Below are 15,451 nucleotides of genomic sequence, written 5' to 3'. Positions count from 1 at the left end.
TAATTTCTTGCCCAATGACTTTCATAGGCCATCATATCGTTAGATTGAATTACGCAATGTGCATTCTCAAGACACATTTTTTACGTTACCTACTTATATCAAAGGGTCATCTCCAATACTGGCGTGCTTTACTATCTAATTATATACTATCGGAGCCAGTATCAGCATTCGAGATCAAAATTAGCTGACGGGGAATAAATTCCCTTCGGGCTCATCCCCATAACTATAAGTTAGGGGATGAGCCCTCAGAGCTTTCGGTAAAGCAAAGGCTTTTGGTATGTCTTAACACCAATTCAAGCTATCAAACCATTATCCTAAACTATGTATCGCTATCCCAACGATCAACAAATATCCGATTTACCTGTAAGACAGTACGATACAATTCTAAGAACTCTTTCATAACTCAATTTTACTAAATGACTACATCACCAATAGCTAATCAAGCCAGTGATAGTAAACTGGAGGCGATGCAAAACTTTGCTCAGACTTATGCTCAGCGGACTGACACTTACTTCTGTGTTGACCCAAGCGTAACGGCTGTGGTGATTGAGGGACTTGCCAAAAACAAAGAAGAACTCGGTGCTCCCTTATGCCCTTGTCGCCATTATGAAGACAAAGAAGCAGAGGTGAAAGCTACCTTCTGGAATTGCCCTTGTGTCCCCATGCGGGAACGCAAGGAGTGCCACTGTATGTTATTTTTGACCCCGGATAACGATTTTGCCGGTGATAAGCAAGAAATTTCCCTAGACGAAATTAAGGCTGCGCGAGATAGCATGGCATGACAGCCATAGTACTACCTGAAGAATTTTGGCAGGGTGTCGATCAATTTAATCAGCAAGAGTTTTACGCTTGTCACGACACCCTTGAAGCTTTATGGATAGAAGCAGTTGAGCCCCAAAAGCGATTTTATCAAGGTATTTTACAAATATCTGTTGGCTGCTACCACCTAGGTAATCTAAACTGGCGTGGTGCAGTGGTTTTACTCGGTGAAGGGATCGGACGTCTCAGTAACTATCAACCAGACTATGGGGGAATTGATGTCACTGAGCTACTATCTCAAAGTGTTAATCTCCTAGAGGCATTGCAAAACGTCGGCTCAGAGCAAGTTGCTGATTTTGTTAGACAGTTAGAGGCGGCTGACAGCAATGATGTTGTAGTTGGTGCCGAAGGGGTTAGGGGTTTTCCAAAACTTAAGGGAATTGATGGTTAACCATTAACTTGTTAACCATTAGTTCTTAGGACATGCTTTGAAGGGATGAGAAACTTTGTTGGTGCCTAGTCGTCAAAACTAAAACACTTGCCTTAGAGCAAAAAGCCCATTTTCATTCCCAAGCTATGGCTGGATTTGCTTAAACTAGTAGGCAGAACAGCTTATTGGTATTCGATATCAGTCATCACACACAACAGCATGAAGTCCGACCTTAAATATACTAACCGATTAAGGCATAATCTAGGTCTAAGATTATTCTTGCCAGTTACCTTGGTAGGTGCGATCGCATTACCAACTTTCCTTAACATCCCCCAAGCACAAGCCCAAAATAAACCATCAGCTGCTGATGGAAGTGCCTTGACGGTTCGCTCTGATGTCCAGGAAGCTAACTCCAAAACTGGCGTAGTCACAGCCCGTGGCAATGTCCAAATTAACTATCCCGCTCGCCAAATACAAGCAACTGCAGCCCAAGCCCAATACTTTAGCCGTGAGCGCCGTCTGGTTCTCAATGGCAATGTTTTTGTGTTGCAGGAGGGCAATAGTATTCAGGGTGAAACCATTACCTATTTGATTGATGAAGGACGCTTTGTAGCCCTGCCTCAACAGAACCAACAGGTAGAATCAATTTACATCGTTACAGACTCAGACAGCACCACATCACCTGCTCCAGGGCTTCCCTAGCTAAATCAACCCCTACCATCAGCCATTATGGCTTAAAAACTAGCTCTTAATTGATAGAATAGCCTGCAACCACTTCTGGTCATTTCCTGGTCATTGGTCAATTCCTAAGGATATAAGGATTATGGACTATTGACTAATGACTGATTAAAGGTGCTATCTGTGAAAATATTATTAGATAATATCCATAAGTCCTATGGCAGGCGCAGTGTTGTAAGTCGCGTTAATCTTTCCGTTGCCCAAGGGGAAGTTGTAGGGTTGCTTGGTCCTAATGGTGCTGGTAAAACTACAACCTTTTACATTGCCACTGGTCTAGAAAAACCTAATCTGGGTACAGTTTGGCTAGATGATCAAGATATCACTGCCATGCCGATCAATCGGCGAGCCCAGCTAGGTATTGGTTACCTGGCTCAGGAAGCGAGTATTTTCCGCCACCTTAGTGTTCGGGACAATATTCAATTAGTCTTAGAACAAACTGGTGTGCCTCGTGGTGAGTGGCGATTAAGAATGCATTACTTACTCCAAGAGTTTCGTTTGGAAAAAGTCGCCAATACCTTAGGTAATCAAGTCTCTGGAGGAGAGAGACGTCGAACAGAACTGGCAAGAGCGTTAGCTGTTGGTTCACTTGGACCGAAGTTCTTATTCTTGGATGAGCCATTTGCTGGTGTCGATCCCATTGCTGTCTCAGAGATTCAAAAAATTATGGCTCGATTACGCGATCGCCAAATGGGAATTCTGGTGACTGACCACAATGTAAGAGAAACCCTAGCGATTACTGACCGCGCCTACATTATGCGAGAAGGACAAATCCTGGCTGCCGGGAGTGCTGAAGAACTTTATGATAATCCTTTAGTACGTAAGTATTACTTAGGGACAGGGTTTCAACGATAAAAGAAGCTAGTGACATCCTCCCGACGCTCACCCGAAGCGGGTAGAGCGCGGGCTTCCCAAGATCGCTCTTGAGGTTTCCTGCTTGATCGGGGTTCTATGGCAACCATCCTCCACAGGCAGTATCACCGTCTGTCCAACGGCTACAAGACCTCGTTGTGCCACCACCTGAGCGGCAGCGACATCTCGGTCAGTTATATATCCACATTCAGGGCAATGATGCACTCGTTCACTCAGTTCCTTTTTACCAGTATGCGATCCACATTGAGGGCAGATCTGGCTGGTGCGATTAGGGTCAACCTTGGCAAAGAAAACACCTCGCTTCCAGCAAACCCACTTAAGAATTTCCAGGAAGCTACCCCATGCCGCATCCAAACAATGCTTTGCCAACATGCCGCGACTGGTGATCAAGAGATTCAAGTCCTCAGCAAAAATCATTCCAGCCATGTCGCAAAGTTTGTGAGCCGTCAGGAAGTGAAACTCTCGGCGAACGTTGTGGATGTGTTCATGCAATGCACGAATCTTGGCTTGAATCTTCCGGTAGTTAGCAGAATTCTTTTTCTTGTTTCTCAATTTGCGTTGCAGCCATCGAAGCTTGCTTTGCAAATCCACGAAAAAGCGAGGGCGTTCTACCAGTTCACCTGTCGATACAGCCAAGAACTTTTCGAGTCCCAAATCAATTCCGATCGGATCACCATCAGGCATTGGTTCAGGAACAGAAACATCCGCTTGCAGAATCAGTTGAGCGTACCAGCCCGACGATTTGAACACGACCCGAACTTGCTTGACCTCAAATCCTTCAGGAATAGGTCGATGCAAGTTGATCGGCACGGTTCCAATTTTCGGCAGTTTGATCTCAAATCCTTTGACAGGATTCGACTTGAACTGCGGAAACACAAACGAACGATACTGGCCCGACTTTTTGAATCGAGGAAATCCAAACCCTCTGTGTTGCATGAACTTGAACGACTGATCCAGTCGCTTCAAGGCATCTTGCAAAACTTGAGAGTGAACTGCCTTCAGTTGTCGAATCAACTCTTTAGCTTTGGTCAGCGCCTTCTGCTGTTTGTAGTAGTCAGGATATGGCGTGTCAGCAGGGATGATGTATTCCTGTCTGATGCTGCAAGCATTGACCAAACATTTACGGGAATTGATCCAGTCTTTACGCTCTGCCAAAGCATAGTTATATACGCGACGGCATTGCTCTAACCAGCCAAGCATTTTAGCTTCCTGGTCAAGTCCTGGATAGATTCGGTAGCTGTAGGTCAAGTTCAACATCCCTGCATTCTAACAGATTTACATCTTCTGTTAGAACCGATAGATAGTATGTCGATTTTCGGGGCATCGTTCCCGTAGCTTCTCCAAAGGAGAAACCCCTCAATCGACGCGGGGTGTCCATGTATCCCGACGCTGACCTTTCAGGTACAGCGCGGCACTTATAGCCCCTGAACCCACCATTAGTTAAAAATTAATTTAGTGATTAGCAAATCATGAAATTTGGTAAATCCAAGTCCATCATTGCACTAATGCCTGGCTTATCAGTGATGGATCGGTACATCGTATTTGAGCTAATCCCACCACTGCTGTTTGGTATAGGTGCTTTTTCATCACTGGGTGTAGCTATTGGAACCCTATTTGAGTTGGTTCGCAAAGTTACTGAAGCAGGATTACCACTGGGAATTGCACTTCAAGTGCTACTGTTGCAGATACCCCAGTTTATTTCCTATGCTTTACCAATGTCGATGCTCCTAGCTGCTCTGATGGCATACTCTCGCCTCAGCAGCGATAGTGAGTTGATTGCCATGCGTAGCTTTGGGGTAAGCATCTACCGACTCGTAATACCTGCTGTAGTGGTGAGTTTGCTCGTTACAAGTCTGACATTTGTATTTAATGAATTAGTGGTTCCTGCGGCTAACTACCAGTCCAAAATCACCTTAGACAAAGCGCTCAAAAAAGAAAGACCATCCTTTCAGGAAAGGAACATCTTTTATCCCGAATATCAAAAAGTAAAGCTACCCAATGGCAAAAAAGTAAACAAAATCAAGCGTTGGTTCTACGCCGAGCAATTTGATGGTAAGCAGATGAGAGGCTTGACAATTTTAGACTTTTCTCAGACCGGTCTGGAACAAATTGTTACCTCTGAGTCTGCCGTTTGGAACCCCACTGAAAATCTATGGGATTTTTTAGATGGGACCATTTATATTATATCTCCCGATGCTTCTTACCGCAATATCCTCAGATTTCAAAAACAAAAGCTACAACTTCCTAGAACACCTTTGGATTTGGCAAAAAAAAATCGTGACTATGGTGAAATGAACATTGCTCAGTCTCTAGAGCGTTTGGAGGTATTACGCCATAGTGGTAATGCTAAAAAAATCCGTAAACTTAGGATCAGAATTCAACAAAAAATATCTTTTCCCTTTGTTTGTCTAGTTTTTGGTTTAGTGGGAGCCTCCTTGGGAACTCGTCCTCAACGTACAGGTAAAGCCACCAGTTTCGGCATTAGTGTTTTAGTGATTTTTTCTTACTACTTATTAGGGTTTATAACGAATGCCCTAGGTCTAGTTAATATTTTCTCTCCTTTGATGGCAGCCTGGTTGCCTAATTTATTTGGACTAGGTGCGGGAGGATTGTTGTTATATAGGGCTGCCCGATAGATAAGCCCGATAGATAAGTAGTTATTGTTGCTAATTGTAAACCTAAATCCGTTGATTAGAGGCTAGCATCAAGTTACAGCGAAGCTGAAATGTCTAACATCGTTGAAAGGTGCCATGTCTTTTCGTAATCAACCTCCTGCTTACCTCCGCTATTGGAAAGCTCAACTACAACCTTTGGGACGACCAGCATTTTGGGGAGCAGCTGTCTTGTTATCCCTAATGTTGTGGTTTCTCCGGGAATACTGGAACCGTCCAGAATTGTTAAGGGCAATTGGGATCAATCAAGTGGCTGAAATTGATACTCCCAGCGTTGAACCAACCCTGTCTTCTGAAGATGATGAACTAGCGGCAAGGTTGGCTGATATTGATAATTCTGCCTTGCTATTAGCAGAGCTCGAAACCCTAAGTGCTATATCAGTACCACCACAGCAAACCAAGAAAGGCAAAAAGTCTAAAACCAAAAATTCAGAAGGGTTATTTACTCAAGTTATTCAGCAGACAAAAGCTAACTCCCAAGCAAAATCACCTTTACTAACCCCAAACGTCCAACCTCAGCAGTCCTCAAAAGCCAGACATCCGTTTGTTACATCTACAAACTTTAATGTCCCTCCCGTTCCTGGGAGTGGCTTACTGACCAATCTTAACTCTGTTAATCAGAGATCTTTATCCTCAAGCACACTGAACCAGACTAATTCTGTCTTGGGGTTGGGTTCCCTCAATTCCCTCTACACTAATCCAGCAGAGTTACCAGTCAGCCCTTTACAGGAAGCTTTGAATAGGCTTAATGCTGCTAAGTCTGCTACCACTAATAGCAAACCTCAACTACCTGCTAACATCTTGCCTTCAAATATCTCCTATCCAAACAGGGGAGTTCTCGAACAACAGAACTCAAGAACTCAGGACATTAAAGCTAGGGGGGGAATACCGTTGAGGCCAACTGGGAATCAAGCATTACCGACTCCCCCCTATCCAGGACAAATTACCTATCCTGGGGTAACAACACCAGGTGTAACCGGCAACAGGACTTTCTCGACCACACCCACAACAGCTCCAAATCCCGTACAAATTAATTATCCTGGAGTCAATCTACCTCGAACAAGGAACGATAGAACTTTTTCGACAACACCTACAGTTTCTATCAATTCCAACACCTACTCTAGTAGATTCCGGCAAACTACCGGTGTACCAACGGCAGCACCGCTTACACCAGTAGCACCACAAGGAACTAGTAAATTGGGGCAATTTTCTACCCAGTCTACTAGTCAAAATCAGTTTTTCAATCAGCCTCGCTTAAAGTCTAAGCTTGAACCAAGTCAGCTTAGGCGACGTCAAATTATCATTTCCAATCCTTGAAATTCCCCGGTCTCCCATACGGGGAGATTATCCCTTAGTAGATTTTGGTTAATCGACTCGTCCTAACCTGAAAGCTTGACAGCAACCAAGGGCTTAGGGCAAATTTTCCCAAGGATTGCCCTTAAATGTAGACTTGCACGTTCGGTTAATCGACCCAGTTTCTGGCATGGCCTGTCGTAACAAGTTTGCTCAAAACCTCTGTTGATCGGGTTACCAACTTAAGACACTCAAGTGTCAACTAAAATATTTAATGATTGCCTCAGCAAACTCAGAACACTTCAGGGGAGGTTCTACGGGTGGAGTCATCATCCGGGCTAGGTCATAAGTAACTTCCCGGTTAGCGATCGCATCTGATATTCCCTTCTTAATCAAATCAGCAGCTTCTTGCCAACCCATATACTCTAGCATCATCACTGCTGATAAAATCACAGAGCCTGGATTTACCCGGTCTAGACCCGCGTGTTTGGGAGCTGTGCCATGGGTGGCTTCAAAAATCGCACACGTGTCACCAATATTCGCTCCTGGACCCATACCTAATCCACCAACCATAGCAGCAGCAGCATCGGATAGGTAATCACCATTGAGATTCATCGTGGCCAGAATAGAGTATTCCGCTGGTCGAGTCTGAATTTGTTGGAAAATGCTGTCCGCAATCCGGTCATTGACCATCACCTTATCTTGCCATTGACCTTGCCCATGGGTGTCCCATATGGAATTAAGGACATTTTCTACTTCCTGGATCACTTTCGCCTGTTTTTCTGGGGTCAAGGCATCATAACCCGGTTCAATCGCCCGAGCATTATCTTCCAGGGTAATGTCAGCATTTTGCTCTTTGTTGCTGAGAATCCAAGATTCACGTTCAGTTATACATTCTGCTCGAAACTCTGTGGTTGCTAGTTCATAACCCCAGTCCCGGAACGCGCCTTCGGTGTACTTCATAATATTCCCCTTATGTACCAAAGTCACCATCTGCTTAGACTTAGGTAGCCTGAGGGCATGTTGGATGGCGCGGCGTACTAAACGCTGGGAGCCAGTTTTACTGATGGGTTTAATCCCAATACCAGCATCTAAGGGAATCTGTTTTTTGCCATGTTCTGGAGTGGCTGGGATTAGATCCTGATTGAGTAAAGTAATCAATTTTTCAGCAACTTCGCTTCCTTTGGGCCATTCAATACCCAAGTAGATATCTTCTGTATTCTCCCGATAGACAATCACATCCAGTTTCTCTGGAGTTTTGTGGGGAGAGGGGGTTCCTGGGTAGTATTTACAGGGACGCACACAGGCATAGAGGTCATTAATTTGCCGCAGGGCTACATTTAGAGAGCGTATACCACCACCCACGGGAGTTGTCAAGGGTCCTTTGATAGCAATGCCGTATTCTTTGATGGCATTGAGGGTGTCTTGGGGTAAATACTGATAAGTACCATACTTTTCGCAAGCTTCGTCACCCGCGTAGATTTTAAACCAGCTGATGCTTCGATCGGCACCATAGGCGTATTGGACTGCTGAATCAATTACCTTCTGGGCCGCTGGCCAGATATCGACACCAGTACCATCTCCGCGAATAAACGGAATAATTGGGTTGTCAGGAACAATGGGTTGACCATCCTTGTAGGTAATGGCAGAACCAGTCTGGCAAGGGGAGATTTTATCGTACATAAAGTAGTTTCAATGAATGTCAGATGGAAGTTGGCAATAGACCTATTGTCAGAAAACTACCAGATCTCCTGCACTGGGCTTGAGACATTAAGCTTTTTTGCTGATCAACCCCAGGTAGATGGTAGTTGAGGTAAAGTCTATCCATAGGGGGATGGCAAAAAATCTACCCTAGTTAATCTTCTCATTAAGATGATTACTACTTGACAGGGCAAGAGTCACAGAAAGAGCAGGTAGTTGTTGATCTTTCTTCCCGAAAATTCCCATTTCTGGGTATTAGCATGAGTGAACGTAGTTCAAGTTCAAAGCTTTGATGAAGTTATTACACCATGGCTCAACTGTTTGAAATCAGCCTTTATGCTGAAATAGGGGTTCTATAGCTTAAGTTCTCCTGTAATAGGAAGGTGTTCAACTGTTTTACAACAGTCAGCCAAGGCTGCTTTGTGCAGCGCCATCGCTCCTAAAAAATTGCTTGGGTGATGTGTCAATAGTTAGGGCTTCAACACCGAAACTTACAGTGTTATTAGCATAGATGCTGCCTATGGTCAACCGAATTCCGTTCAAAAGATATGGTGTATTGTTTGTCTCAGTGGGCCTTTTATAGACTTCCAGCCAGATGGCAGCAGCATCAATTCATGACCAGTTGGCAGGAGTGTTTTTAGAAAAGGTGGCTCCAGAAAGAATATGAAAAAGATTTTAGTTGTTGACGATGATAAAACCCTGCTAACTCTTTTGAAGCGCTACCTGGAACATCGGGGATACCAGGTAGAACAAGTGTGTTCGGGAACTGAAGCCTTGGAAGCTTGTCTCAAAAATCCACCTGATTTGGTAGTTTCTGATGTACTTATGCCGGAAATGGATGGTCTAGAGTTTTGCCGTCGTCTGAGAAACATTCCCAATGGTAGGCTGATGCCATTTATTTTTTTGTCTAGCAAAGCAGAATTAGAAGACCGTATTAATGGTCATTCTATGGGAGCAGATGATTATTTAACTAAACCAGTTGCGCCTAGAGAACTAGAGGCAAAAATCGAAGCACTGCTAGAGCGCTCGCACCGTATCCATGCTGAAATTGTTCGGTTGATGCAGCAAGCTACTGCTATAGCTCCTGGCCATCTAGCTAACCCATTATCAACACCAACAGCTGTTGATAATTCTAAGACTTTTGCTCCGGTAGGGGCAAAACCTCAACCTCTACCCTTGACACCAGCAGAAGAACGAGTATTTTGGCAAGTTATTCAGGGGTTAACCAACAAAGAAATAAGCGATCGGCTATTTATCAGCCCTCGTACTGTTCAGACTCACCTCAGTAGCATACTCCATAAGTTGAAACTACATAATCGTAGCCAATTGGTGCGCTTTGCCTATGAGCAGGGATACAAACGTCCCAAGGAGTAGACATGGGGCGAAATCTGGTTTATTGGTCAATCTTCGATTTTGACAGAGCTGCCTTGTATTTATAATTCCAACAGACATCAACTGAGCTTTTATTCTACTATCAGCTATCACCCATCAGCCAATTTCCTCACTGCTTACTGACCACAAGCTAACCCCTTAAGGTATAAACTATCAGCTTTCAACTTCTTCCGCAACCAGTCTTTGGTCTACCCAGCAATTCTCATTTTGGGCAATAGGTGTTCAAATTGGCAAAATTCCTGTACTGTATTAGACCTCTTGCAAAAGTATTTTTTTGATAGTGTTTGCCTCAATTCTTGTCCACTGTTCCGGTGATCCGCAGATTCGCTGTTCCCGACAACTGCCGCAAAGTCTATTGATATCCGGATCAGCCAAGAGACTTGAAGTAACACCAGACCACCAGGGTTGTTCGACACAATAGTATACCTATTGCAAAAGTCTTTCGTGGTATGATAGAAAGCTTAGTGATTTTTGATTTAGTCTACGCTTAAGACTAACCAATTTGCTTTGTACTCTCTTTGTATATAAGCCTAGTACACAATAGACCTAATTTTCCCAAAAATTTCTATTCTAACTCAAAATATTTTTGCAAGAGGTTTAGTGAGTGATCTTCCCTCCTGGCTGAAATCGCTGACAGATAAGCCCAAAGGCAAATGGTCGAGTAAGATGATACGCACCCTTTTGGGATCTTCAAGATCTAGGTTTTGGCTTGTCGATGCCGTTGTGCGAAATCCCCCAAAGCATGCTAAACCAAGTATCCATTCATTGTTCTCATGATGACTATAAGTAATACTACCCACAACTGATGTCGTCTTCCATCAATGGTTCGAAAATCTTTTACCGAAAATAATGGGTTTAAAGCCCCGTCCTTCTAGGAGACGAAACCGTAAGATAGGGTCGCCTTATAACAATAGCCTTAACCCTTTTCACGGCCTGCCGACCATAAAGGCGACCCTATCTTACGGTAACTTGGCCGTAGGCCACGCTTTGCGAACAATGGACGGCTTTTTTTTTAATTTCATTCCGAAAATTTTCGCGCTCGTGTTATAGAATAAAATAGAAGCGTAAGGTCGATACAAATGATTATTCTAGAGTTCAAATCCTACGGCAAACGAGACCAGTATTTAGCCATAGATGAAGCGATCAGAACAGTAAAGTTTATCCGTAATAGCTGCATCCGTTATTGGATGGACAACAAAGGGGTAAACAAGTACGACCTGAGTAAATACAGCAAAATTATAGCTAAAGAGTTTCCGTTTGCTAATGAGTTGTGCGACCCGTTGACTAGAAACCACATCTGAAAAAGATGTGGGGGATTAGTCACAAGGTGATAAAACCTTGATAACTTGATAACCATGATGGTGAGAATCCATCCCTCGCGAAATCAGAGTGACAGCCCTACCCTGGTTTATAGAACTAACAAAACTATAAATTAATGCAAGGGTCGAATAGTGAAGCACCCTTAACCTGACCGGTGTTAGTAACAGGCAAAAGACTCATGGGTACGAGAGGAAGGTACGTCTGAATCATCGTAAGGCAAGTGTAGCGAAAAAAGGATTGACACGCTACAGATAAATAGACAAAGGAATAAGGGTTATGGAGTTAGCTCATTTCATAACGATTTCCCAACATTTATTCCCGGTGAACAGTACCACCCTAAAAGTCTAGAAAATGGTTGTCAGGAACGGGATAACCTCATATGTACTCTCAGTAAGGTCGGTTGCTGAGTAGGTAGTTAGCCGCATGTCATATGAGAGTGAGATAGAGTCAGAAGCCAATGCCTAGAGTAACAACTAGGATACGCTGACGGACTCACGTTACAGGAATAGATATAGTTGTAAGTAGTAATGAAAATGTCTAAAACTCGGGGGTTCGCTCCACAGTCGGAATGGAAGAAAGTCAACTGGCGAAAGCTAGAAATGACAGTCTTTAAGTTACAAAAGCGATGCAGCGCGGTCTTGGGGGTTTCCCCCACTCGCTATTGCATCAAGACAACGAATATATCAAGCCTCTAAACGTGGCAACGTTCGTGTGGTAAGAAAGCTGCAAAAGACTCTGATGAAATCCTGGTCTGCCAAAATGGTAGCGGTCAGACGAGTAACCCAGGAAAATAAAGGTAAAAAGACTGCCGGAATAGACGGGGTTAAAGCTTTAAATAATAAGCAACGCCTTGCCTTAGTAGTCAACCTGAAAATCCCAAAAAAGGCACAACCTACCAGAAGGGTTTGGATTCCCAAATCCCAAGGAACGGAAAAACGCCCTTTGGGTATCCCAACTATGTACGACCGTGCATTACAGGCACTCGCCAAACAGGCACGCTTAACCTGAATGGGAGGCAAAATTTGAACCTAATTCATACGGGTTCAGACCAGGACGCTCATGTCACGATGCCATTGAAGCAATATTCACAAGCATAAATCAAAAACCCAAGTGGGTTCTTGATGCCGATATTGCCAAATGTTTCGATAAAATTAACCATGATGCTCTTTTAACAAAATTAAATACTTATCCATCCCTAAGAAGATTAATAAAATCCTGGCTTAAAGCTGGAGTGATGGATAACGAAACATTCTCCCCTACGGAAAAGGGTACCCCGCAAGGTGGAGTCATATCCCCACTAAAGCGCGAATATAGCCCTTCACGGAATGGAAGAACGAATTAAAGAATACGCTGAAACATTGAAAGGAAGGAAAAAAGAGAATATAAAAGCGTTGAATCTAATTCGTTATGCAGACGACTTTGTCATCATGCATAAAGACCAAACTGTGGTAGAAGAATGTCAAAGAATCATCAGCAAATGGTTGAAAGACATGGGTTTGGAATTAAAACCAAACAAGACTAAAATTACCCACACTTCCAAGGGGTTCAACTTCCTTGGATTCAACATCCGACAATACCAAGTGGGGAAAAATCAGTCAAAACAAGGTTTTAAAACCATCATCAAACCATCTAAGGAAGCAATCCAGAAACATTACAGGCAGCTCTCAGACGTCATAGACCGACACAGAGCTGCCCCCCAGGAGGCTTTAATCAGCCACCTAAAGCCTATTATAAGAGGATGGTGTAATTACAACAAAACAGGATGTAGTAAAAAGACCTTCTCCAAACTAGGATACCTACTCTGGAACAAATTACGAAGATGGGGATACAGAAGACACCCAAACAAATCAAAAACCTGGGTAAACAAGAAATATTGGGGAACCATAGAAAAAGACAACTGGATGTTCATGACCGGGAAAGAAAATTATCTACCCAAACATGCCAAGACACCTATTGTAAGGCATAAAAAGGTCAAAAACACCAAAAGTACCTACGATGGAGACCTAATATACTGGAGTGCCAAAATGAAAAACCATCCTGAAATGACCACTCAAAAAGGAAAACTCTTAGAGCGGCAAAAAGGAAAATGTAATCATTGTGGTCTTACCTTCAGGAATGAAGATTTAATGGAAGCTCACCACATAACACCACGCGCAATAGGAGGAAGTGATAAAGATAGTAATCTAGAATTATTACACCTCCACTGCCACGATATTAAACATGGAAAGAAACTAATTTCAGAATTAGATGAAAGTCCATTCTAGAGGAGCCACTGACAAGGACTGTACTGTAATGAGGAGCCGTATGATACGAAAGTGTCACGTACGGTTCTGGAGACGAGTCAGTGAGGTGACTCACTGGCTTAGTTTAATGAACTCTACTGCTCGTCAGGCTAGTTCCGAAAGGGCATGGTTAGAAGTTACCCTAAGAAGAGTGGGAACGAAGTTACCGTAAGAATAAAGAAGCCTTTATAGGCGACAGTCTGTGAATCATAAGTTTAAGTTATATGAAATAAGGCTTCTTTATTCTAAGGTTTCATCTCCGGCCTTATTTCATGAGTTTTAACCATGCATCTGCATAGCCTATCGCCTATAAAGGCGACCCTCTGATCAGGTTTCATCTCCGGTCATCAATCGCTCGCTTCTTTGATAACTGTAAGAATAAAGTCCCCGGGAAGAAGGGTTATCCCCGATTTAAAAAGCACTGTCGTAACGGCTTTGCCGACGCTGCGCGAACGGTTGAGTATAAACAGTCTGGGTGGAAATTATCACCAGATAAAAAGTCAATTATGTTCAGTGATAAAAAAGGGATTGGGAAGCTCAAACTCAAGGGCAAATGGGAGGGCAAATGGGATTTGTGGCGTTTTGACAATAAACAAATCAAGAGGGTCAGGATAGTCCGTCGGGCTGAGGCTTAGATGTTGGGTTAAAAGATTTCTACACCGACTCAGACGGAAAAACTGAACCTAATCTCAGATTTTATAGAAAAGGTGAAAAACGTCTAAAGTTTTATCAACGCCGGGTTTATCGGAAAAATAAAGGCTCTGCTAACCGTAAGAAAGCTATTAATAAACTAGGTAGGACACACCTCAAAATAAGTAGGCAACGTGTTGGCGTTGGCGTTGGCGTTGGCGTTGGCGTTGCCTGCGCGAAGCGCATAGCCTGCGCGAAGCGCATAGAACATGCCAAGAGACTGGGAACGAAGTTACCGCAAGATAGTGGAGCCTTGTCTTGATGCAATAGCGAGTGGGGGAAACCCCCTGTTCCCTTGCTGCATCGCTATTACCTCAAGGGGTGACAAGGAGGTTGAAACTTAGAGTGGATAAGGATTTGAGCAAACGAGCCCAAAAAAGAATAGAGTTGTCTGGTGGACAACCCTAAAATAGAAATGTTTCCTGAATTTTACCAAAAAGTCTTCAAAATTCACCTAAATGAAAGTCAATGTCTAACTCTGCAATTGCTGATCATGCTATTGCAAAGTTGTCGAAATGTGAGTTTGTCGCGTAAGACATAACTGTTTCCACAACCGATAAAATATGAAAGTCGAGTCCGGAATCTACAGAGGTTTTTAAAACTGCCCCAGAAAGCGTGTAAAACTGTTATGGTTCCCCATCATTAAACAATTGATTAAACAAGAGTTTCGAGAAAAATCAATGAATCGTTTTCAAAGAAGACGAGCCAAGAAGCTGAAGCTTGTGCATCAGGGATATCTGTTATTAGCATTATTATGGACTCAATGGAAAGAGAGAAATTTAATCATGTTAAGTCTGGTTTGGGGGAACCATGCTATCCCCGTATATTGGGAACTTATTGGGAAAAAAGGAAATAGCAGTTTTGGCAAACAAAAAAAAGTAATTGCACCAGTATTACGCTTACTGCGTCCTGATCCAGTTGTCTTGTTAGGAGACCGTGAATTTCAGAGCGTTAAGCTAGCCAAGTGGCTTAATAACTGGGGGATAGACTTTGCATTACGTCAGAAAAAGGGGACATGCTTATCTGATGACGATCAAGTTTATATGGCTCTCAAAAATCTAGGAATTAAACCAGGTATGTTGCGATTTTATCAAGACATTAATTATACAAAAAAAACATCAGTTATCCAACTTTAATCTGGTGGCCTATTGGAAGCGTAGCTATCGAGGTAAGAGTCCTAGGGCGTGTCATCAAATAGGAATCAATCTAGTTTAGAATCGATAAATGTAGAGAGTTGAGTCAATCAGGAGCCGTGCTATCATGACGCGCCGCTATGCTTTGCGTCTCGGACCAGTGGGAACGCA

General features: G+C 43.3%; 13 protein-coding genes and 3 pseudogenes. 13 read left to right on the top strand and 3 right to left on the bottom strand.

Annotation, left to right across the window (positions count from 1 at the left end; all coding sequences use genetic code 11):
- The first annotated feature begins 416 nt into the window (after positions 1-416).
- The 4 genes from F6J99_RS29025 to lptB all read left to right on the top strand — a co-directional run bounded on the left by F6J99_RS29025 (position 417) and on the right by lptB (position 2,779).
- Entirely contained in the window at positions 417-782 is a 366-nt protein-coding gene (locus F6J99_RS29025; RefSeq protein WP_070395220.1) for a ferredoxin-thioredoxin reductase catalytic domain-containing protein, read from the top strand.
- Positions 779-1,210 carry a DUF309 domain-containing protein gene (locus F6J99_RS29020; RefSeq protein WP_293117956.1) on the top strand — a complete coding sequence of 144 codons (432 nt, stop codon included), beginning with the start codon at positions 779-781 and terminating at the stop codon, positions 1,208-1,210. The genes F6J99_RS29025 and F6J99_RS29020 overlap by 4 nt, the downstream gene beginning before the upstream one ends.
- A gap of 198 nt (positions 1,211-1,408) precedes the next feature.
- On the top strand, positions 1,409-1,891 hold the full coding sequence (locus F6J99_RS29015) for an LptA/OstA family protein (RefSeq protein WP_070395222.1): 483 nt from the start codon (positions 1,409-1,411) through the stop codon (positions 1,889-1,891).
- A 159-nt stretch (positions 1,892-2,050) separates the two neighbouring features.
- A complete protein-coding gene (gene lptB / locus F6J99_RS29010; protein WP_071106446.1) occupies positions 2,051-2,779 on the top strand; it encodes an LPS export ABC transporter ATP-binding protein in 729 nt (242 codons plus the stop codon).
- 27 nt (positions 2,780-2,806) lie between these two features.
- Here lptB and F6J99_RS29005 read toward each other — a convergent pair whose 3' ends face one another.
- A complete protein-coding gene (locus F6J99_RS29005; protein ID WP_293117952.1) occupies positions 2,807-4,054 on the bottom strand; it encodes a transposase in 1,248 nt (415 codons plus the stop codon).
- A 212-nt stretch (positions 4,055-4,266) separates the two neighbouring features.
- Here F6J99_RS29005 and F6J99_RS29000 point away from each other — a divergent pair, with 212 nt between their 5' ends.
- Complete coding sequence (locus tag F6J99_RS29000; protein ID WP_008182489.1) at positions 4,267-5,433, top strand: LptF/LptG family permease; 1,167 nt, start codon at positions 4,267-4,269, stop codon at positions 5,431-5,433.
- Between the two features lie 114 nt (positions 5,434-5,547).
- Entirely contained in the window at positions 5,548-6,786 is a 1,239-nt protein-coding gene (locus F6J99_RS28995; protein WP_293117949.1) for a hypothetical protein, read from the top strand.
- 234 nt (positions 6,787-7,020) lie between these two features.
- On the opposite strand, the gene F6J99_RS28990 is transcribed toward F6J99_RS28995, so the two are convergent.
- Positions 7,021-8,445: an NADP-dependent isocitrate dehydrogenase gene (locus F6J99_RS28990; RefSeq protein ID WP_293117946.1), complete on the bottom strand. Its 1,425-nt coding sequence runs from the start codon at positions 8,443-8,445 to the stop codon at positions 7,021-7,023.
- A gap of 681 nt (positions 8,446-9,126) precedes the next feature.
- On the opposite strand from F6J99_RS28990, the gene F6J99_RS28985 reads away from it, so the two are divergent.
- A complete protein-coding gene (locus F6J99_RS28985) occupies positions 9,127-9,837 on the top strand; it encodes a response regulator transcription factor (RefSeq protein WP_070395226.1) in 711 nt (236 codons plus the stop codon).
- Between the two features lie 206 nt (positions 9,838-10,043).
- On the opposite strand, the gene F6J99_RS28980 is transcribed toward F6J99_RS28985, so the two are convergent.
- Positions 10,044-10,271 (bottom strand): hypothetical protein, encoded by a 228-nt coding sequence (locus F6J99_RS28980; RefSeq protein WP_293117942.1) that lies wholly within the window; start codon positions 10,269-10,271, stop codon positions 10,044-10,046.
- Positions 10,272-10,934: 663 nt separating this feature from the next.
- Here F6J99_RS28980 and F6J99_RS28975 point away from each other — a divergent pair.
- The 6 genes and pseudogenes from F6J99_RS28975 to F6J99_RS28950 all read left to right on the top strand — a co-directional run.
- Positions 10,935-11,126 (top strand): annotated as a pseudogene (locus tag F6J99_RS28975) (RNA-guided endonuclease TnpB family protein); the annotation flags it as partial.
- Between the two features lie 576 nt (positions 11,127-11,702).
- A pseudogene (gene ltrA, locus F6J99_RS28970) lies at positions 11,703-13,523 on the top strand (group II intron reverse transcriptase/maturase).
- Positions 13,468-13,629: a hypothetical protein gene (locus F6J99_RS28965; RefSeq protein ID WP_293117959.1), complete on the top strand. Its 162-nt coding sequence runs from the start codon at positions 13,468-13,470 to the stop codon at positions 13,627-13,629. The pseudogene ltrA and the gene F6J99_RS28965 overlap by 56 nt, the downstream one beginning before the upstream one ends.
- Positions 13,630-13,801: 172 nt before the next feature.
- A pseudogene (locus F6J99_RS28960) lies at positions 13,802-14,409 on the top strand (transposase); the annotation flags it as partial.
- A gap of 11 nt (positions 14,410-14,420) precedes the next feature.
- Positions 14,421-14,555, top strand: coding sequence for a hypothetical protein (locus F6J99_RS28955; protein ID WP_293117940.1), 135 nt, complete (start codon positions 14,421-14,423; stop codon positions 14,553-14,555).
- Positions 14,556-14,797: 242 nt separating this feature from the next.
- Positions 14,798-15,283 carry a transposase gene (locus tag F6J99_RS28950; protein ID WP_293117937.1) on the top strand — a complete coding sequence of 162 codons (486 nt, stop codon included), beginning with the start codon at positions 14,798-14,800 and terminating at the stop codon, positions 15,281-15,283.
- The last annotated feature ends 168 nt before the right edge of the window (positions 15,284-15,451 follow it).

Origin of the sequence: Moorena sp. SIO4G3 (assembly GCF_010692305.1) — a bacterium.
In the GTDB taxonomy this organism is placed as follows: Bacteria; Cyanobacteriota; Cyanobacteriia; order Cyanobacteriales; family Coleofasciculaceae; genus Moorena; species Moorena producens_A.
Note: the sequence above shows the minus strand (reverse complement) of the source record. Positions and strands in the feature narration are given on the sequence as shown.

Bases quoted from the DNA above. Each gene is read 5' to 3' on its own strand.
- F6J99_RS28965 (WP_293117959.1), top strand. From the start codon at position 13,468: ATGAGGAGCCGTATGATACGAAAGTGTCACGTACGGTTCTGGAGACGA.
- F6J99_RS28990 (WP_293117946.1), bottom strand. From the start codon at position 8,445: ATGTACGATAAAATCTCCCCTTGCCAGACTGGTTCTGCCATTACCTAC.
- F6J99_RS29015 (WP_070395222.1), top strand. From the start codon at position 1,409: ATGAAGTCCGACCTTAAATATACTAACCGATTAAGGCATAATCTAGGT.
- F6J99_RS29020 (WP_293117956.1), top strand. From the start codon at position 779: ATGACAGCCATAGTACTACCTGAAGAATTTTGGCAGGGTGTCGATCAA.
- F6J99_RS29005 (WP_293117952.1), bottom strand. From the start codon at position 4,054: ATGTTGAACTTGACCTACAGCTACCGAATCTATCCAGGACTTGACCAG.
- F6J99_RS29025 (WP_070395220.1), top strand. From the start codon at position 417: ATGACTACATCACCAATAGCTAATCAAGCCAGTGATAGTAAACTGGAG.
- F6J99_RS29000 (WP_008182489.1), top strand. From the start codon at position 4,267: ATGAAATTTGGTAAATCCAAGTCCATCATTGCACTAATGCCTGGCTTA.
- F6J99_RS28995 (WP_293117949.1), top strand. From the start codon at position 5,548: ATGTCTTTTCGTAATCAACCTCCTGCTTACCTCCGCTATTGGAAAGCT.
- F6J99_RS28985 (WP_070395226.1), top strand. From the start codon at position 9,127: ATGAAAAAGATTTTAGTTGTTGACGATGATAAAACCCTGCTAACTCTT.